Annotated in this window: 17 protein-coding genes; 3 read left to right on the top strand and 14 right to left on the bottom strand. The window is 61.0% G+C overall.

Translation table 11 applies throughout. From position 1 onward, the window contains the following. The 3 genes from ACP5M5_RS04090 to motA form a co-directional block, all read left to right on the top strand. Positions 1 to 499, top strand: a 499-nt coding sequence (locus ACP5M5_RS04090; RefSeq protein WP_427935701.1) for a class II aldolase/adducin family protein, incomplete at its 5' end; no start/stop codon positions are given. An 87-nt stretch (positions 500 to 586) separates the two neighbouring features. Beyond that, complete coding sequence (locus ACP5M5_RS04085; protein ID WP_427935699.1) at positions 587 to 1,780, top strand: flagellar motor protein MotB; 1,194 nt, start codon at positions 587 to 589, stop codon at positions 1,778 to 1,780. A 10-nt stretch (positions 1,781 to 1,790) separates the two neighbouring features. Beyond that, entirely contained in the window at positions 1,791 to 2,657 is an 867-nt protein-coding gene (gene motA / locus ACP5M5_RS04080; RefSeq protein WP_427935698.1) for a flagellar motor stator protein MotA, read from the top strand. Positions 2,658 to 2,785: 128 nt separating this feature from the next. Here motA and zwf read toward each other — a convergent pair whose 3' ends face one another. The 14 genes from zwf to nuoF form a co-directional block, all read right to left on the bottom strand. Beyond that, on the bottom strand, positions 2,786 to 4,267 hold the full coding sequence (gene zwf / locus ACP5M5_RS04075; protein ID WP_427935697.1) for a glucose-6-phosphate dehydrogenase: 1,482 nt from the start codon (positions 4,265 to 4,267) through the stop codon (positions 2,786 to 2,788). A 453-nt stretch (positions 4,268 to 4,720) separates the two neighbouring features. Continuing rightward, positions 4,721 to 4,987, bottom strand: a complete 267-nt coding sequence (locus ACP5M5_RS04070; protein WP_427935696.1) for a DUF1467 family protein — start codon at positions 4,985 to 4,987, stop codon at positions 4,721 to 4,723. 2 nt (positions 4,988 to 4,989) lie between these two features. Beyond that, the gene (locus tag ACP5M5_RS04065; RefSeq protein ID WP_427935712.1) at positions 4,990 to 6,576 is read right to left on the bottom strand and encodes a ribonuclease J; all 1,587 of its coding nucleotides are present in this window, start codon (positions 6,574 to 6,576) and stop codon (positions 4,990 to 4,992) included. A gap of 96 nt (positions 6,577 to 6,672) precedes the next feature. Continuing rightward, on the bottom strand, positions 6,673 to 7,473 hold the full coding sequence (locus ACP5M5_RS04060; RefSeq protein ID WP_114912630.1) for a type III pantothenate kinase: 801 nt from the start codon (positions 7,471 to 7,473) through the stop codon (positions 6,673 to 6,675). A gap of 44 nt (positions 7,474 to 7,517) precedes the next feature. Beyond that, positions 7,518 to 8,297, bottom strand: a complete 780-nt coding sequence (locus tag ACP5M5_RS04055) for a biotin--[acetyl-CoA-carboxylase] ligase (RefSeq protein WP_427935711.1) — start codon at positions 8,295 to 8,297, stop codon at positions 7,518 to 7,520. 2 nt (positions 8,298 to 8,299) lie between these two features. Then, positions 8,300 to 9,721: an NADH-quinone oxidoreductase subunit NuoN gene (nuoN, locus tag ACP5M5_RS04050; protein ID WP_427935695.1), complete on the bottom strand. Its 1,422-nt coding sequence runs from the start codon at positions 9,719 to 9,721 to the stop codon at positions 8,300 to 8,302. Beyond that, on the bottom strand, positions 9,721 to 11,292 hold the full coding sequence (locus ACP5M5_RS04045) for an NADH-quinone oxidoreductase subunit M (RefSeq protein ID WP_427935710.1): 1,572 nt from the start codon (positions 11,290 to 11,292) through the stop codon (positions 9,721 to 9,723). Before ACP5M5_RS04045 ends, nuoN begins: the two co-directional genes overlap by 1 nt. Positions 11,293 to 11,296: 4 nt before the next feature. Further along, complete coding sequence (gene nuoL / locus ACP5M5_RS04040; RefSeq protein WP_427935694.1) at positions 11,297 to 13,228, bottom strand: NADH-quinone oxidoreductase subunit L; 1,932 nt, start codon at positions 13,226 to 13,228, stop codon at positions 11,297 to 11,299. A 2-nt stretch (positions 13,229 to 13,230) separates the two neighbouring features. Beyond that, positions 13,231 to 13,536: an NADH-quinone oxidoreductase subunit NuoK gene (gene nuoK / locus ACP5M5_RS04035; RefSeq protein ID WP_287787021.1), complete on the bottom strand. Its 306-nt coding sequence runs from the start codon at positions 13,534 to 13,536 to the stop codon at positions 13,231 to 13,233. Between the two features lie 6 nt (positions 13,537 to 13,542). Continuing rightward, positions 13,543 to 14,241 (bottom strand): NADH-quinone oxidoreductase subunit J, encoded by a 699-nt coding sequence (locus ACP5M5_RS04030; protein ID WP_427935692.1) that lies wholly within the window; start codon positions 14,239 to 14,241, stop codon positions 13,543 to 13,545. Positions 14,242 to 14,277: 36 nt separating this feature from the next. Next, positions 14,278 to 14,766 carry an NADH-quinone oxidoreductase subunit NuoI gene (gene nuoI, locus ACP5M5_RS04025; protein ID WP_114912636.1) on the bottom strand — a complete coding sequence of 163 codons (489 nt, stop codon included), beginning with the start codon at positions 14,764 to 14,766 and terminating at the stop codon, positions 14,278 to 14,280. Positions 14,767 to 14,816: 50 nt separating this feature from the next. Continuing rightward, the gene (nuoH, locus tag ACP5M5_RS04020; RefSeq protein WP_427935691.1) at positions 14,817 to 15,836 is read right to left on the bottom strand and encodes an NADH-quinone oxidoreductase subunit NuoH; all 1,020 of its coding nucleotides are present in this window, start codon (positions 15,834 to 15,836) and stop codon (positions 14,817 to 14,819) included. A 5-nt stretch (positions 15,837 to 15,841) separates the two neighbouring features. Beyond that, positions 15,842 to 17,899: an NADH-quinone oxidoreductase subunit NuoG gene (gene nuoG, locus ACP5M5_RS04015; RefSeq protein ID WP_427935690.1), complete on the bottom strand. Its 2,058-nt coding sequence runs from the start codon at positions 17,897 to 17,899 to the stop codon at positions 15,842 to 15,844. A 4-nt stretch (positions 17,900 to 17,903) separates the two neighbouring features. Further along, the gene (gene nuoF / locus ACP5M5_RS04010) at positions 17,904 to 19,196 is read right to left on the bottom strand and encodes an NADH-quinone oxidoreductase subunit NuoF (RefSeq protein WP_427935689.1); all 1,293 of its coding nucleotides are present in this window, start codon (positions 19,194 to 19,196) and stop codon (positions 17,904 to 17,906) included. Positions 19,197 to 19,198 lie beyond the last annotated feature (2 nt).

Raw genomic sequence — 19,198 nt, 5'->3', positions numbered from 1 at the left:
CAACCAGGCGGGCTACGTGATCCATAGCGCCGTGCATGGCGCGCGGGCCGATGTCGGCTGCGTCATTCACACCCATACCCGTGCCGGGATGGCGGTTTCGGCGATGCGCTGCGGTCTTTTGCCTTTGACCCAAACGGCGATGCGCTGTTTGCCGGTCGCCTATCACGATTACGAGGGGCCGGCGGTCGATCCCGCCGAACGCGCGCGGCTGGTCGCCGATCTCGGCGACGCGCGTTGCATGATCCTGCGCAATCATGGTCTGCTCACTGCCGCGCCGAGCGTCGCCGAAGCGTTCAACGCCCTCTATTGGCTGGAAATGGCCTGTCGCGCGCAGGTGGACGCAATGGCGGCGCGGACCGAGCTCGTCTCCCCGCCGGAGGCAGTGATCGAGCATACCCGCCATCTCTATCACCCCGAGACCAGGCGGCGTTTCGGTCTGATGGAGTGGCCCGCCATGCTGCGTCTTCTCGATCGCCGCGACCGTTCCTGGCGGACGTGATTTTTTGTCGGATAGCCGGCGAATTTAGGTAAGGATTAAGCAACTCCGTGCATGCTGGCCCGGCGTGGGCAAGCGGCACGGAAGAGAATGGCAGGCAAAAGCGGCAAAAATGGCGAAAACGCCAAGAAAATCGTCCTCATCCGCAAGGAGGAGGTGATCGAGGGCGGCCATCACGGCGGCGCCTGGAAAGTGGCGTACGCCGATTTCGTTACCGCCATGATGGCGTTTTTCCTCCTGATGTGGCTCATCAACGCGACGACTGAGGCGCAGCGTCGCGGCCTCGCCGATTATTTCAGCAAATCCAACATTTTCAGCCATCAGACCTCGGGTTCGGGGAAGCCGTTCGGCGGCAAGACGCCGTTCGAGGATGGTAGCATGGTCTCCGACCGCGGCGCCGAGCAGGTGGTAACGGGCAACGCCGACCCGGTCCAGGACGTCGATGAGGATAATGGCGAGACGCCGGCGCATATTCAGCCCGACCCCAACCAGAACGACGATCTCAATCCCGGCGGCAAGGATCTGACCGGAAGCGGCAACGGCCTTCCCGGCAATACTCTCACCTTCCGCGCCGATGACGGCAAACCCGGGCGCGGCGACAGTGGCCCGGCAGCCCCTGGTGGCCAAGCAGCGACGGCGCCGCAAACCCCGCAGGCGGCACTCGCCAAGCAAGGGACCGACATCGCCAGCGCCGCGTCATCGCCGCCGGTCCCACCGGCCGCGGCGAAGGACGCCGATCCCCGCAAAGCCGAGGAAGCCTCGTTCCAGCAAGCGGCGCGCGAAATCCGCGCCGCCATCGCGAGTGATCCGGCGCTCCGCGATCTCGCCCGCCAGCTCGCCATCGACGAAACGCCCGAAGGGCTGCGGATTCAGATTCTCGATGAAGATAAGCGCCCGATGTTCGATCTCGGCGCCTCCGCCCCGAATGAGCGGGCACGGGATTTGCTTGCGAAGATTACCCCAGTGCTCAACCGCCTGCCCGAACGCCTATCGATCGGGGGGTACACCGACGCGGCACCCTATCGTGGTGGTGGCAAATCGAATTGGGATCTCTCGACCGAGCGCGCCAATGCGACGCGGCGCTTCCTTGCCGAGGCGGGTTTGCCAGAGGATCGCTTCCAGAGCGTGACCGGCCACGCCGATCGCGAACTCTTGCTGCCAGGCGATCCGCTCGCCGCCGCCAACCGGCGGATCGCGATCATGGTGTTGCGCGCCGCCGGCCCACGCAAGGCAGCGCCGCAGCCGGCTTCGGCCGTCTCGCATCCTCCCGCCGACGACCGGTGAGCCACCAGCAATGTTGACGATCGGCGGACTGGTGTTTTTGCTGGCATGTGTCTTCGGCACCTTCATCGCCTCGGGTGGCAATATCGGGGTGCTGGTCGAGGCTTTGCCCTTCGAGTTCGTCTCTATCGGCGGCGCCGCGACCGCGACGCTGGTGATGGCGAACTCGATGCATGACGTAAAACACACCCTCTCCGCTTTTGGAAAGGCGATGAAAGGGGCGGCCTTCGCGAAGACCGATTACGTCGATCTGCTCTCGCTTCTGTTCTTTTTCACCAAGCTTGCCGCGAGCAAGGGGCCGATGGCGCTCGAAGCCCATATCGAGCGTCCCGAGGAGAGCAAGGCGTTTCAGAAATATCCCAAGATCACCGGTAACCACCACGCCATTGCGATGATCTGCGACTATCTCCGGATGGTCGGAATGAATGCTGATGATCCCTACCAGATCGAGGACGTCATGGCGCGCGAGATCAAGAAGACAATGGCTGAGGAATTGCATAGCGCCCACGCGCTGCAAACCGTCGCCGACAGCCTGCCCGCGCTTGGCATCGTCGCCGCTGTGCTCGGCGTGATCAAGACGATGTCACATATCAATGATCCACCGGCGGTGCTCGGGCAGATGATTGGCGGTGCGCTGGTCGGAACCTTTCTCGGCGTGTTGCTTTCCTATGGCCTCGCGGCACCCATTGCCGCCCGCATCAAGGGCGTCGTCGAGGAGGAAAGCAAATATTACGAGGTGATCCGCGCCGTTCTGATCGCGCATCTGCATGGCAATGCGCCGCAGATCAGTGTCGAGACCGGGCGCAAGATGGTACCGAACCAGCATATGCCAAGTTTCCAGGAATTGGAGGAGGCGCTGCAAAAAGTGCAGATCAACTAACCCCCGTTGAACAGGTCGGGTAGGCGAGCGAGCAGCCACAGCCGCGCATTCCTATCCGGCGTGCCGTGTTTACGAAGTGCATAATTGTCTTTTTGCAGGCTTGCGATTCCGGTCAGGGAGAACGCGCTCTAGTCTTCCTCGCCCCAGTCCTCATGCCATGTGCGACCGTCGCGTTCGATCAGGGCGATCGCCGCCGTCGGCCCCCAGCTTCCGGCAGCGTAAGGCCGTGGCGCTTCAGTCGCGTCAGCCCAGGCATGAATGATCGGCTCGATCCATTGCCACGCCGCCTCGACCTCGTCACGGCGCATAAAAAGGGTCGGGTTGCCGCGCACCGCATCCATCAACAGCCGCTCATAGGCTTCCGGATAGCGGGTGTTGAAGGCTTTTTGAAAACTGATATCGAGCCGCGCCGGGCGCAGCCGCAGCCCACCGGGGCCCGGATCCTTGCTCATCAGCTTGAGCAGCATGCCTTCATCGGGCTGAAGACGAATGACCAGTTTGTTGGCTTCGAGCTCCGACGCGCCTGGCGGGAAAATGGACAGCGGCACGGCGCGAAACTGCACGACCACTTCCGACACTTTCTGCGGCAGGCGCTTGCCGGTGCGCAGATAAAACGGCACCCCGGCCCAGCGCCATGCCCGCACCTCGGCTTTCAGCGCGACGAAGGTTTCGGTTTGGCTCGCATGGCCGAGTTCGCTCGCATAGCCAGGAACCGGCTTGCCCTCGCTGACGCCATGGACATATTGGCCGCGCACGGTGTGGGTTGCGATTTCGTGCACCGAGATCGGCCGCAAGCCACGCAGCACCTTAAGTTTTTCGTCACGCACGGCATCAGGGTCGAGTGACACTGGCGGCTCCATGGCGAGGAGACACAGCAATTGCAGCAAGTGATTTTGCACCATGTCACGCAAGGCGCCCGCCTTGTCGTAATATCCCGCCCGCCCCTCGACGCCGACGGTCTCGGCCACCGTGATCTGGACATGGTCAATGACGTCGGCGTTCCATAGGCGCTCGAAAATAGCGTTTGCAAAGCGCAGCGCCATAAGGTTCTGCACCGTTTCCTTGCCGAGGAAATGATCGATCCGATAGATCTGGCTTTCCTCGAAAATATGTCCGACCTCGTCATTGATGGCGCGCGCCGACGCGAGATCATGGCCGATCGGCTTTTCCAGAACGACGCGTGACGCCGCCGTCACAAGGTGATTGGCGTCGAGATTGCGACAAATCGGGCCGTAGAGATCGGGCGCGGTCGCGAGATAGAAGACCCGGATCCGCTCGGGCTCGGCGGCGAGAAGTTTGACCAGCCCCTCCCAGCCCTCGCCGGTGACACCGTCGAGCATCGTGTACTGCACGCAGGCGCAAAACTGCGTCGCGATCGCTTCGTCGAAATCGCTCGCCGCGATGTGATCGTGAAGCCCTTGCATCACCTTCGCGCGATAGGCGTCGGTGGTCGTCTCGGTGCGGGCGGCGGCGATGACACGGCTTTCCCGCGGCATTTGCCCATCACGAAATCGCGAATAGAGCGAGGGCATCAGCTTGCGCAACGTCAGATCCCCGGTCGCGCCAAAAACCACCGCGTCGAAAACCTGCACTGGAATGATTTGCGCCATTCTATTTCTCCCGCGTGATGTCTCTTGTCCGGCCGCTAGGGTGGCCGCAGCGGCGCGCGGAGGCAACATCCAGCCTTTGTCTGCTCTCGTCGCGCGCGCTTTGGGCAGTCATGGAGATACCCGTTTATTGTGCGGCGCAGCCATTTTATTGCGCCGCACAATGCACTTTCGCATAAAAAATGCTTGATCCGGTGTTTGGCTGACGAAAAGACGTGACGAAACGGTCACAAGCAAGTTAAAACGAAGAAAGGCCCGCAGCGCGAGCCACGGGCCAAGTTTGGGGAGGAAACACCAGTCACACGGCAGGATGAGGTCCAATCCTCTTCCTGGCCGTGATGATGGCCGGCTGGGCCATGGGATGTCCAGAGAATTTCTCGCATCCAGCGCAAATTTTTTCATCATCGACAGAGAGTTTTGATGAATTTTGACGCTATTGGCTAATTTTTCGCCACATTATGGCGTATCATTCGGCATTGCCAGAATGCCGTGGCGGAAACTCAGCCAATCGCTCTCGATCACCGCGACACACCCCACCCAAATCAGCGCCGCGATTAGCGTCGTCGCCAGGATTTTTCGGCCGAGATAGGGTTGCTCCGGCGCGCCGCGCCAGCCGGTATGCGGGTCGGGATCGGCGGCGCTGCGCACACCAAACGGTAACACCGCAAACAGCGTCACCCACCAAATCAACACATAGAGCACCAACCCGGTGAACCAGCCCATGCTCACACCCGCAGCACGTGAATCTCGACCTGTGGGCGCTTTTGTAGCCTTCGCCCGAGCACCCGGCGCAACGCCGCCCGTGCGGCGTCAACGAGCCCCGTCTCATCCTGGCGGAGACCGGGCGATAAATCGGCGAGCGTTGCCGCGAAGTCGTCGGCCAGGGCCAGCATCTCCTCGTCATCCGGCGCCAACAGGCCCGGCGCGCTGATCTGCGCCCGCCCGCGCAGCCGCCCGGCCTGATCGACGGCAAGACTGGCGACCACCACCCCGTCGCGCAGCATCTGTCGCCGCGCCGCCATGACGACGCCCGCGAGTGGCACCAAGCGCCTGCCATCGACCGCGAAACGGCCCACGGGAACGCTTTCGCTCACCGCCGGTTCGCCGGGGCCAAACGTGAGTACGTCACCATCCTCGATCAGAATCGGCCGCGCCCCCATTTCGCGCGCGAGTTCGGCATGCGCCGTGAGATGCCGCCATTCGCCATGCACCGGCACCGCATAGCGCGGCCGCACCAAGCGATAGAGGCGGCGCAATTCGTCGCGCGCCGGGTGCCCCGAGACATGCACCATGTGATCGGCCTCGGTCATCACGCGCACCCCGCGGCGGACGAGATTATCCTGCACCAGCCCGATCGCACGCTCATTGCCGGGGATCACACGGCTGGAAAACAGCACGGTATCGCCCTCGCCGAATGCGATGCGGGGATGGGTATCGGCGGCGATCCGCGCCAGCGCCGAACGCGGCTCACCCTGGCTGCCGGTGATCAGGAGGAGGAGATTGTCGTCGGGAATCTCCTCCGCCGCATCTTCGGACAGGAAGGGCGGCAGGGTCGCGAAATAGCCGCTCGCGCGCGCCGCGGCATCGAGGTTGCGCAGCGATCGGCCGACCAGCGCAACACTCCTTCCCGCCGCCCGCGCCGCGAGCGCGACACTTTCGATGCGCGCGACGTTGGAGGCAAAACAGGTGACGGCGATCCGCCCCGTCATGTCGCGGATGAGGGCGGCGAGATTGCGCCGTACCTCGGCCTCCGAGCCGGAATGGCCCTCGACCATCGCATTGGTCGAATCGCAAATCATCGCCAGCACGCCACGCTCGCCAAGCGCGGCGAGCGCCGCCTCGTCGGTCGGCGGGCCGACCAGCGGCGTCGGATCGAGCTTCCAGTCACCCGTGTGCAGGATCAACCCGGCCGGCGTTTCGATGGCCAGGGCCTGCGCCTCGGGAATGGAGTGCGCGACCGAGATCAGGCGCAGGCGAAACGGCGCGAGATCGATCTCGCCGCCGGGCGGCACGATATGGAGCGTGACCTCAGCGAGAAGCTGCGCCTCGGCGAGTTTGCGGCGCAGCATGGCGGCGGCGAAGGGCGTCGCATAAACGGGGCAGCGCAGCCGCGGCCACAGATGCGCGACCGCCCCGAGATGGTCCTCGTGCGCATGGGTGATGACGAGGCCGAGCAGGGCGGCGCGGCGCGCGGCAATGAAGCCGGGATCGGGCACCAGGATCTCCGCTTCCGGAAAGGCCGGCCCGGCAAAGCCGATACCACAATCGACCGCGAGCCAGCGTTCCCGGCAGCGATAGAGATTGAAATTCATACCGATCTCGCCGGTGCCGCCGAGCGGCACGAAGGCGAAATCGTCGTTTGAGGACTCCGTCACGTGGTTTCGTCACACTCCTTGATCATGGTTGCCTCAAATCACGCGCGACCGATCCTGGTCCCAGGGCGGCGCCGGGTTACGCGATGCCAGCAGCCGCAGCCCCTCCAGGGTGAGATCGGGGTCGATGCGGGTAATCACCTCTGTGCCCTCGGCGAGCAATGGGGCGAGGCCGCCGGTCGCAATGACCTTGAGCGTGGTCGCAAGCTCTTTCTGGATGCGCGCGACCAGCCCTTCCACCAGCCCGACATAACCCCAATAAATTCCTGATTGCATAGCTGGCACCGTCGATCGCCCGATCACCCCCTGTGGCCGGCCGATGCCGATGCGCGGCAGCCGCGCCGCTGCCTGATGCAAGGCCTCGATCGAGAGATTGATGCCAGGCGCGATCGCGCCGCCGATATAGGCGCCATCGTGATCGACGACGTCAAAGGTGGTCGCGGTGCCGAAATCGATCACCACCAGCGGGCCCTGATAGCGCTGATGCGCCGCCAGCGCGTTGACCAGCCGGTCCGCTCCGACCTCGGCGGGCTGATCGACACGGATCTCGAACCCCCAATCGAGATGCGAACGGGCGATCAGCGGCTCGACATTGAACCAGTCGCGGCACAGGCGCCGCAGATGATAGAGCGCCGCCGGCACCACCGTGCCGATCACCGCGGCATCGATCCCGGCGCGATCGATGCCAGTATGGGCAAGCAAGGCCAGCAACCACACCGCGTATTGATCCGAGGTATATTGCGGGTCGGTCGCGATCCGCCAGGTGCCGCGCCAGCCAGCGCCGTCATGCACCGCGAACACGACATTGGTATTGCCGGCATCAATAACGAGCAGCATGGCCTCCAATCCTTACCCCGCCGGTTGCCCGCGCAGCGCGGACGTTACGTCTGACTATCGGATCGGGTCGCGGCATCCAGCACGACCTCACCGGTCTGAAACTTCCGTATGCCGTCCTCGGTCGCTAGCAGCAATGCGCCGGCCTCGTCGAGCCCGGCGAAATAGCCGTGACATCTCGCATCACCGCACGCGACCGACAACCCCGTCCCCGGCGGATGCGCGTAACCGAGCCATGCCTCTCGAAGACGCGCGAAGCCGCCCTGCTGCAACACGACACGCCATGACGCGAGGCCGTCGAGAATCGCCGAGGCCAGGATTGCCGGCGCCGGCGGCGCCATCCGCTCGGCCAACGCCACCGTGCGGCGATCGGGGAGCGTCGGCGCCGCGACGAGATTGACGCCGAATCCGAACACCATCCAATCGCTACGTCCCGCGGCGTCGGTCGCGCTCTCGATCAGAATGCCCGCGAGCTTGGCCCCTGCCAGCATCACGTCATTCGGCCATTTCAGCCGCAGCTCGGCCGCCAACGCCGGCGCGACCGAAGCCAGCGCGTCGAACAACGCAACGCCGGCGAGAAGCGCCCATTGCCCGGCGATAGCAAGCGGCGTCTGCGGGCGCAAAAGCACCGACAATGCGAGATTGCCCGGGGGCGACAGCCATACTCGCTGGCCACGCCCGCGCCCGCTCGTTTGCTGACCCGCCATCACCGCCAGCCCCTCACTCTCGCCTGCCCGCGCGCGCGCGGCGCAGAGATCGGAGGTGGATGGCAGCTGCTCGTAGGTTTCGAGCCGCCACCCTCCGCCGCCCTCGCGGGCGGCAGCCATACTCACCCGAACAGCACTTTCGCCGCCGCCTCGGCCGCATTCAACACCGGCGACGGCAGAAGGAAGAAGAAAGCGGTGAAAAGTCCGGTTGCCGCGGCGACCACCGAGAGCGACGGCGCTCGGCGGTCAAAAGCGAGACCAGGCTCATCAAAATACATCACCTTGATGATGCGGATATAATAAAACGCGCCGACAACGCTGGTCAGCACACCGATCACGGCGAGCACCCAAAGCCCACTTTGGACGGCCGCGAGAAAAACATAGAGCTTGCCGAAAAACCCCGAAAGCGGTGGAATCCCGGCCATACTAAACATGAACACCGTCATCGCCAAGGCCAAAGCCGGATCGTTGCGGCCGAGACCGGCGAGATCGGCGATCGTCTCCACCGCCCTCCCGCCCCGTCGCATCGCCAAAATCACCGCAAACGTGCCGAGATTCATGAAGACGTAAACAACGAGATAAATGAGCACGCTGCGCAGGCCGGCAGCGCTGCCACACGCAATGCCGATCAGCACATACCCCATATGACCAATCGAGGAATACGCCATCAGACGTTTGATATTGGTCTGCCCGATCGCCGCCAGGGCACCGAGAATCATCGAGGCGATGGAGATGATCTCGATCAGGGTCTGCCACTGCCCGAGCGCGTGACCGAACGGCCCCATCATCACCCGCGCGAACAACACCACCGCCGCGACCTTCGGCGCGGTCGCGAAAAACGCCGTCACCGGGGTCGGTGCCCCTTCATAGACATCTGGGGTCCACATGTGAAACGGCACCGCCGCAACCTTGAACGCAAGACCGGTTATGACAAAAACGATGCCAACGATCACACCCGGCGAAACCGAAGTGGGATTATTGAGCGCATGCGCGATACCGCCGAAATCCATGCTGCCGGAAAAACCATAAACCAACGAAATCCCATAAAGCAGCAGCCCCGAGGCCAGCGCGCCGAGAACAAAATATTTCAGCCCCGCTTCCGCCGACCGCACATCATCGCGCGCGAAGGCGGCGAGGACGTAAATCGACAGCGATTGTAATTCGAGCCCGAGATAAAGGCTCATCATGTTCCCAGCCGATACCATGATCGTCATGCCAAGGGTCGCGAACAAAACCAGAACTGGGAACTCGAACCGCGCAATATGCGCGCGCTCGTTGAAATCGAGTGACAGCAGAACAGCGAACGCCGCCGCCGCCAAGATCAACAGCTTGGCGAAAACGCTGATGGGATCCGCGAGAAATTGCCCCTCATAGGCGGAACCAAGGGAACCACCGACGATCAGCACGGCGCACAGAACAAACGCGGCAACGGTGAGCATGCTGCAAATCTGCGTCGCACCGCCCGGCTTGATGACACCAAGCAGCAGAATACCCAAGCCGCTCAGCGCCAGGACGATCTCCGGAAGAGCGAGAAACCAGTTCATCAATGCACCATCGTTTGCGCGACAGGGACGACCAATGGCAGCGCGCGATGAGGCAGCGGACGCGCCGCGATCTGGCTGCTGCCCTCGATCGCGGCGCGATGCTGCACGACCATCGCATTCACCGAACTCTCAAAGAAGTGGGTGAAACTGGAGGGATAGACGCCCATCCATAACGTCAACACGATAAGCGGCACGAACAGCGCTACCTCGCGTGGCGACAGATCGAGAATGGATTGCAGATCAGCGCGCGTAAGCCGGCCGAAAATCACCCGTCGATAAAGATAGAGCATGTAGCATGCGCCGAGGATCATGCCGCTACCGCCGAGCAACGACAGCCAGAAATTGACCTTGAACGAGCCGAGCATAACCAGGATCTCGCCGACGAACCCGGCGGTCCCAGGCAACCCGATACTGGCCAAAGTGAATAGCATGAAGGTGACGGCATAAGCCGGCATGCGCTCGGCAAGACCGCCATAGCGCGCGATCTCGCGGGTATGCATGCGATCGTAGATGACGCCAACGCAGAGAAACAACGCACCCGAGACGATACCGTGCGAGAGCATCTGAAACAGCGCGCCGTCGATCCCCTGAATGTTGAAGGTGAAGATGCCGATCGTTACCACCGCCATATGAGCGACCGAGGAATAGGCGATCAGCTTCTTCATATCGGTCTGCGCCAACGCGACCAAGGAGGTATAGATCACCGCAACCACCGAAAGAGCATAGATCAGCGGCGCGAAATACGCCGAGGCCTGCGGCAGCATCGGCACCGAAAAGCGTAGGAAACCATAAGCCCCCATTTTGAGCAGGACGCCGGCGAGAATGACCGAGCCCGCTGTCGGCGCTTCGACATGGGCATCCGGCAACCACGTATGCACCGGCCACATCGGCACCTTCACCGCGAACGAGGCGAGGAAGGCGAGGAAAAGCCAATACTGCATATTGGTCGGGAACGCGGTGTGGAGCAGGACGGTGATGTCGGCCGTGCCAGCGCTGTACCACATTGCCAATAACGCGAGCAGCATCAGCACCGAACCGGCAAGGGTATAGAGGAAAAATTTGAATGCTGAATAAACCCGCCGCGGCCCTCCCCAGATGCCGATGATCAAATACATCGGGATGAGCACACCCTCGAAAAACATATAGAAAACGACAAAATCAAGCGCGCAGAACGTGCCTACCATCATGGTCTCGAGAACCAGAAAAATGAGCATGTATTCACGCACGTTCTTTTTCACCGCATCCCAACTCGAAAGGATGCAGATCGGCGTGAGCAGAGTCGACAGCAGAACGAAAAGGACGCTTATGCCATCAACGCCCATGCGGTATCCGACACCGAATTCGGGAAGCCAAGGAACGTTCTCGACGAACTGAAATCCCGCTTCGGAGGGATCGAATTCGGACCATAAAAGCAAGCTCAAGGCAAAGACGATGAGACTGGTCCACAGCGCCGCCCAGCGGGCATTGGCTGCGACCAATGCTTCCTCACCACGCAACGAAAGAATGATCACACCCCCGAGCAGTGGCAGCCAGGTGATCAGCGACAGCAGAGGAAATCCGGCCTGGTTCATCATCTCACCGAAAAATCAAAAAGATAGCAATCAGCAAAACAACGCCAACCAGCATGGAAAAAGCGTAGACGGCGATCGAGCCCGTCTGCAGCTTCACCGCTTGCTCAGAGAAATCCTCGGCCAGAGTGGCGACGCCATTGGGAACGCCGTCGATGATCGTCGCATCGCCGACCTGCCACAACAATCGCGCAACGGCGAACGCGGGCCGCACGAACACCAGATCATAGAGTTCGTCGAAATACCATTTGTTGAGCAGGAAACGATAGAGCGGTGCGAACCGTGCCGCGAGACGTCCGGGCAGATCGGTCGCGAACATATACATGTAATAGGCGAGCGCGATACCGAGCACCGCGCAAACACTCGGTGCGAGCGCTGCCCACACCGGAATATCCTCCAGCCGTGCCAACACGTGGTTGCCAGCGGCATTGGCGATACTGCCATGCCAGAACTCATGCCAGTCGGCGCCGATGAAAAGGTCACGCAGCGAGAAACCGGCGATCAATGCGCCGATAGCAAGCACGACCAGCGGCAAGGTCATGACCAACGGGCTCTCATGCACATGCGCGACCACGTCACGATCGGCGCGGGACTTGCCGTGGAAAGTCATCAGCAACAACCGCCAGGAGTAAAAGGCGGTCAGAAATGCCGCCAGCACGCCGCAGACAAAGCCATAGATCGCGGACGGGCTGCCATTCGCGAAAGCCGCTTCCAAAATCGCGTCCTTCGAGAAATATCCGGCAAAAGGATAGATGCCGGCAAGTGCCAGGCTCCCTACCCACATCACCCCGTAGGTCAGCGGAATCTTCGTCCACAACCCGCCCATGCGCCGCATGTCCTGCTCGTCCGACATCGCATGAATGACCGAACCGGCGCTGAGAAACAGCAACGCCTTGAAGAAAGCATGCGTGATGAGGTGAAAAATCGACACCTGGTAGGCACCGGCTCCGGCCGCCACGAACATATAACCGAGCTGCGAGCACGTCGAATACGCAATCACCCGCTTGATGTCGTTTTGAACACAACCAATGGTCGCCGCAAACAGCGCCGTGGTGCCGCCGACGACCGTGATGACACCGAGCGCGACAGGCGCGTGCTCGAGAATGGGCGAGACACGGGCCATCAGAAAAACCCCGGCGGTCACCATCGTCGCTGCGTGGATCAGGGCGGAAACCGGCGTTGGCCCCTCCATCGCGTCCGGCAGCCAGACATGCAGCCCGATCTGCGCCGATTTCCCGGTGGCCCCAATAAACAGCAATATGCCGATCACCTCGAAAGCGCGGTCATTCGCCCCGAAAAGCGCGTAGGTGTCGTTGATGTGCTGCGGCACGGCGGCAAAAATGGTCGAGAACGAAATCGAGCCGAACAGAAAGAAAATCATCGCAATCCCAACGGCGAAGAAGAGATCGCCAATGCGATTGACAACGAAGGCCTTGATCGCCGCGGCGCAAGCACTCGGCTTTTCGTACCAATACCCGATCAGCAGATAGCTCGCGACGCCGACGCCCTCCCAGCCAAAAAACAATTGCAGCAAATTATTGGCTGTGACCAGCATCAACATGGCGAAGCTGAAGAACGAAAGATAACTGAAAAACCGCGCAACCGGCTTATGCTCGTGAGCCATGTAGCCGACGCTGTAGATATGGATCAGGGTCGCAACAAAGGTGACCATCGCCACCATAACGGCGGACAAGGTATCGTAACGCAACGCCCACGAGACATGAAACGACCCGGCCGACAGCCATTCACCCAGCGTTACCTCACCACGCGGCACCCCACCCCACACCAGCTGGACGAACGCGGTCTCCCCGCAAATCGTCGCAAGCACCATGCACGCGATCGTAACCGCCATGGCGGCCTTATCGCCGATGACGCGGCCCAACAGGCCGGCGACAGCGGAGCCAAAAAGAGGCGCGAGAACAGCAGTGGCGTAAATCATTCTCAGCCCCTCATCAGATTGACGTCCTCGACCTCGATCGAGCCGCGATTGCGGAAATAGATGACAACGATGGCAAGCCCGATCGCAGCCTCGGCCGCCGCGACGGTGAGCACGAACATCGCGAAAACCTGACCAACGAGATCGCCAAGCGCCGCCGAGAAGGCAACCAGATTGATGTTCACCGCGAGCAGAATCAGTTCAATCGACATCAGGATGATGATGATGTTCTTCCGATTGAGAAAAATCCCAAACACCCCGAGAACCAGTAAAATCGCCGAAACCACCAGGTAATGTCCAAGGCTGATCATCGTCTTTCAATGCCCCTCGTCATGATGAACAGCACCGTGATGGGTGGCCGACATGTCCGGCGCCACGGGCTCAGGCAATGGGCGCCGGAAACTCGCCGGCGGCGTTGCGGCATTGAGCGCCATCGGCACCATCTCCAGGGATAGCGCCGCGCTCCGCGCAATCTGGCGCGCGATGACCTGGCGCCGAGAAATGCTGCGATCGCGTAGCGTGAGCACGATAGCGCCGATCATCGCCACCAGCAGCACCAGCCCAGCCAATTGAAACAGCAGGACATTATGGGTATAGAGCACATCCCCCAGCGCTGCGGTATTTTGGACTTTGGCAATCATCGGCGCCACGCGAAGGGTCGACATGGTCGGGGCAAAATGCCATGTCCCGAACACCAATAGCAATTCGATGAACAAAACCAGACCAACCATCGCACCAATGGGTGCGTAACGCTGAACCCCTTCACGCAGCTCAACGAAATTCACGTCGAGCATCATGACGACGAACAGAAACAAAACGGCGACGGCGCCGACATAGACGATGACCAAAATCATCGCCAAAAATTCCGCGCCATTGAGCAAAAATAGCCCGGCCGCGTTGAAGAAGGCGAGAATCAAGAAAAGAACCGAATGCACCGGGTTGCGCGCGCTCACCACCAACGCCGCAGAGGCAAGCAAAATCACGGCAAACACATAAAAGGCAATCATCGTGATCATGATGCCGGAGGTCTCCGCCCAATCATCTCGTTTCGTTCAGCGATACGGCGCATCGCGTTCAATCCGCTTGGCGATTTCGCTTTCCCAGCGATCGCCATTTGCAAGCAGACGATCCTTATTGTACATTAGCTCTTCACGCGTCTCGGTCGCGAATTCGAAATTCGGGCCTTCAACAATCGCATCTACCGGGCAAGCCTCCTCGCAAAGACCGCAATAGATGCATTTCGTCATATCTATGTCATAGCGCGTCGTACGCCGGGAGCCATCAGCACGCGGTTCAGCCTCGATGGTGATCGCCTGCGCCGGGCAGATCGCTTCACAGAGCTTGCATGCGATACAACGTTCTTCGCCATTCGGGTAGCGGCGGAGCGCATGCTCGCCCTTGAAACGTGGGCTGATCGGATTTTTCTCATAGGGATAATTAAGCGTCGCCTTCGGCTTGAAGAAATAGCGCAGCGTGAGACCGAGCCCGACCAGGATGTCACCGAGAAAAAATCCCCGCGCGGTACGTTGCAAAAATGCCATAGCTTAGTGTCCCTTCCGGCCCTGGCGCACGAAACCACGCATGTTCGCCATCACGCCGCTCCCTGCGGTAGCCAGCCCATCGCCATCAAAAACCCGGCAGTCAGAACCAGCCAAAACAGAGACAATGGCAAGAACACTTTCCATCCGAGGCGCATGAGTTGGTCATAACGATAGCGAGGAAACGTACCGCGCACCCAAATGAACACGAACATGCACAGCAGTATCTTGAGAATGAACCAGATCGGCCCCGGCAGCCACGTGAACGGCGCAATCCCGAACGGCGCCAGCCAGCCACCGAGGAACAGGATCGAGGTCATCGCGCTCATCAAAAACATGTTCGCATATTCGCCAAGGAAAAATAGGGCAAACGCCATGGCGCTGTATTCAACGAAAAACCCAGCGACGATCTCGCTTTCCCCCTCCGGCAGATCGAACGGCGAGCGATTGGTTTCGGCAAGCCCCGATATAAAAAAAACGATAAACATCGGCAGCAGCGGAATACAAAACCAGACATGCCGCTGCGCCAGAACAATGTCGTTGAGATTGAGGCTGCCAACGCAAAGCAAAACCGAAACCATGACAAAGCCGATGGAAACCTCATAGCTCACCATTTGCGCTGCCGAACGCAAGGCGCCGAGAAAGGCATATTTCGAATTGCTCGCCCAGCCGGCGATGATGATGCCATAGACGCCGAGCGAGCTGATCGCGAAAAGATAAAGTACACCGACATTGATCTTGGCGACCGCCCAACCATCATTGACCGGGATCACCGCCCACGCGATCATCGCAAGTGTAAAAGTGATCATCGGGGCGAGCAGGAACAAAACCCGATTAGCACCCGCCGGAATGATGGTCTCCTTCATCAGCATTTTGCCGGCATCGGCAAAAGCCTGCAAAAGCCCGAACCAGCCAACGACATTCGGCCCCTTGCGGAGTTGGATCGCCGCGAGAATTTTGCGCTCGGCGTAGGTCGCATAAGCGACGCCGATCAGCAGCGGCACCAATATCGCCAGGGCCTCCAGCACCAGCAGGATCAGGACGCCGAGGGGTGTTGCAAAAAAAGCCGCCATCACACCTACTCCGCCGCTTCCGCAACACTTGGGTAATAGGTCGCCGCGCACGCCGTCATCGTCGGGCTGGCGCGGCTGATAGGATCCGTCTGGTAGTAATTCGCCAACGCCGGCACAAACGGCGCCATCCCGAGCGCATCGGGATTGCCGGCGGGTGGCGTCAGATCAACCGCGCCACGCCGGGGCAACTCATCGGTGCGCCCAAAAACCGGGGCAACGGCGATAAGACGCTGGCGCAATGCCTCAAGATCATCATAGGGCAAACGATGGCCTAGGGTTTCCGCGAACGCACGCAGAATGCGCCAATCTTCGCGCGCCTCGCCAGGCGGAAAAACCGCGAACTCGCTGCGTTGAACACGCCCCTCAGTATTGACATAGGTGCCGCTCTTTTCCGTGTAAGCGGCCCCGGGGAGAACGACATCGGCGCGCGCTGCGCCACGATCGCCATGATGCCCTTGGTAGACTACGAAAGTTTCGGCGCCGACTGTCGCCATGTCGATCTCGTCGGCACCGAGCAGCCAGAGCACATCAACGCCGCCCGCCATCATTCCCGTGATATCCTTGCCGCCCGCGCCCGGCAGAAAACCAAGGTCGAGCGCCCCGACGCGTGCCGCCGCGGTGTGCAGCATATTGAAACCGTGCCAGTCAGGATCGAGCGCCCCGCATTCCGCAGCGAGTGCCCACGCCGCCGCGAGCACCGCCGCGCCGTCGGCGCGACGCAGCGCACCCTGCCCAAGAATGATCATCGGCCGCTTGGCCTCGCGCAGCACACCCGCGAACGGCAGCGTGCCGCGCCGCAGTTCCGCGAGCGCCTGCGGCGACTCGCCGAGCCATTCTGCCGGATAGGTCAGATCGGCGCGCTCGCCGATGGCGGCGATACTAATCGGACTCGCGAGCCAGCGCTTGCGGATACGCGCATTAAGCACCGGCGCTTCGCGCCGCGGGTTGGCGCCGATGATGAGGATGGCATCGGCATCTTCAATGCCGGCAATGGTTGTGTTGAACAGATAAAAATCGCGCCGCGTCGCATCGAGTTGCGCGCCATCCTGGCGGCAATCGAGATTGGCGGAGCCAAGCGCCGCCATCAGATCCTTGAGCGCCAGCATGCTCTCGGCATCACAAAGATCGCCGGCAATGGCGCCGATACGCGCCGGATCGCGTCCCTTGATCTGACTCGCGATGGCAAGAAACGCTTCCCGCCAGCTCGCCTCGGCGAGTTTGCCGTCTTTCTTCACCCACGGCCGATCGAGGCGCCGGCGCTTCAAACCATCGACCGCAAAACGCGATTTATCGCCGAGCCATTCTTCGTTTACGTCTTCGTTCAGGCGCGGCAAAATGCGTAGAACTTCCGGGCCGCGCGCATCGATGCGAATATTGCAGCCAACCGCGTCGAGAACATCGATCCCATCGGTTTTCTTCAATTCCCATGAGCGCGCAACGAAAGCGTAAGGTTTCGAGGTCAATGCGCCGACTGGGCAAATATCGATGAGATTTCCCGAGAGTTCAGAACTGAGCGCGCGTTCGACATAAGTGCCGATTTCCATATTTTCGCCGCGCCCGGTAGCGCCAAGCTCCGGCACACCGGCGATTTCCGCGGCAAACCGCACGCAACGCGTACATTGGATACAGCGCGTCATCACGGTTTTGACGAGCGGGCCAAGATTTTTATCTTTGACCGCCCGCTTGCTTTCTCGATAACGCGAATGATCCATGCCATAGCCCATGGATTGATCTTGCAAATCGCATTCGCCGCCTTGATCGCAAATCGGGCAATCGAGCGGATGGTTGATCAGTAAGAACTCCATCACGCCGCGCCGCGCCTGGCGCACCATCGGGCTGTCGGTCTTCACCACCATCCCATCGGCGACCGGAAAGGCACATGAGGCTACCGGCTTTGGCGATTTCTCGACTTCGACCAGGCACATCCTGCAATTGCCGGCAACCGACAGCCGATCATGATAACAAAAGCGCGGGATCTCCTTGCCCGCAAGCTCCGCCGCCTGCAGCACCGAGGCACCATTGGGCACCTCAACCTCGATACCGTCCACCGTCACCTTTGCCATTGGCCTACTCCGCCGCCATCTTGAGGCCGCGCGCTTTGAAAGCGGCAATGCGCGCTTCGATCTCCGGGCGAAAATGCCTGATTAAGCCCTGGATCGGCCACGCCGCCGCGTCACCGAGCGCGCAGATCGTGTGCCCCTCGACCTGCCGGGTCACCTGGTCGAGACTATCGATTTCCTCAATCTCGGCGCGACCTTCGACCAGCCGATCCATCACGCGCATCATCCAGCCAGTACCCTCGCGGCACGGCGTGCACTGGCCGCAGCTCTCATGTTTGTAAAAACGAGAAAGTCGTGCAATCGCCTTGATGATATCGGTGGATTTGTCCATGACGATCACCGCCGCGGTGCCGAGCCCGCTGCGCACCTCGCGTAAACTATCGAAGTCCATGAGCACGGTATCGCAAATTTCCCTCGGCAACACCGGAACCGAAGACCCGCCGGGAATAACGGCGAGGAGATTATCCCAACCACCGCGCACACCACCAGCATAACGGTCGATCAATTCGCGCAGCGGAATCCCGAGCTCTTCCTCGACATTGCACGGTTTGTTGACGTGACCGGAAATGCAGAAAATCTTGGTGCCGGTGTTTTTTGGGCGCCCGAGCGCCGAAAACCAAGCTGCTCCCCGGCGCAAAATGGTTGGTGTAACGGCGATACTTTCGACATTGTTCACCGTCGTCGGGCAGCCATAGAGACCGACCGCGGCCGGAAAGGGCGGCTTCAGCCGCGGCATGCCCTTTTTACCTTCCAGGCTTTCGAGCAAAGCGGTTTCCTCGCCGCAAATGTAAGCGCCGGCACCGCGATGCAGATAGAGATCGAAATCCCAGCCAGAACGACACGCATTACGCCCGATCAGCCCGGCCTCATAAGCCTCATCGATCGCCGTCTGCAGATGCCGTGCCTCATTATAGAATTCGCCACGGATATAGATGTAAGCAGCGTGCGCACCCATCGCGAAAGAGGCAACCAAGCAGCCTTCGATCAATTTATGCGGGTCATGCCGGATGATGTCGCGATCTTTGCAGGTGCCAGGCTCGCTTTCATCGGCATTGACCACGAGATAACTCGGCCGACCGTCCGATTGCTTCGGCATGAACGACCATTTCATGCCGGTCGGGAAGCCGGCGCCGCCGCGGCCGCGCAAACCGGACGCCTTGATGTCCTCAACGATCGCATCGCGCCCGCGCGCCAAAATCGCCGCCGTGCCGTCCCAGTCGCCGCGGGCACGGGCGCCGGCGAGACGCCAATCATGCGCGCCATAGAGATTGGTAAAGATGCGATCCTTATCGCTCAGCATCG

The organism is Acidibrevibacterium sp. (assembly GCF_049965395.1).
Classification (GTDB): domain Bacteria; phylum Pseudomonadota; class Alphaproteobacteria; order Acetobacterales; family Acetobacteraceae; genus Acidibrevibacterium; species Acidibrevibacterium fodinaquatile.
This window is presented reverse-complemented; position numbering and strand designations above follow the sequence as displayed.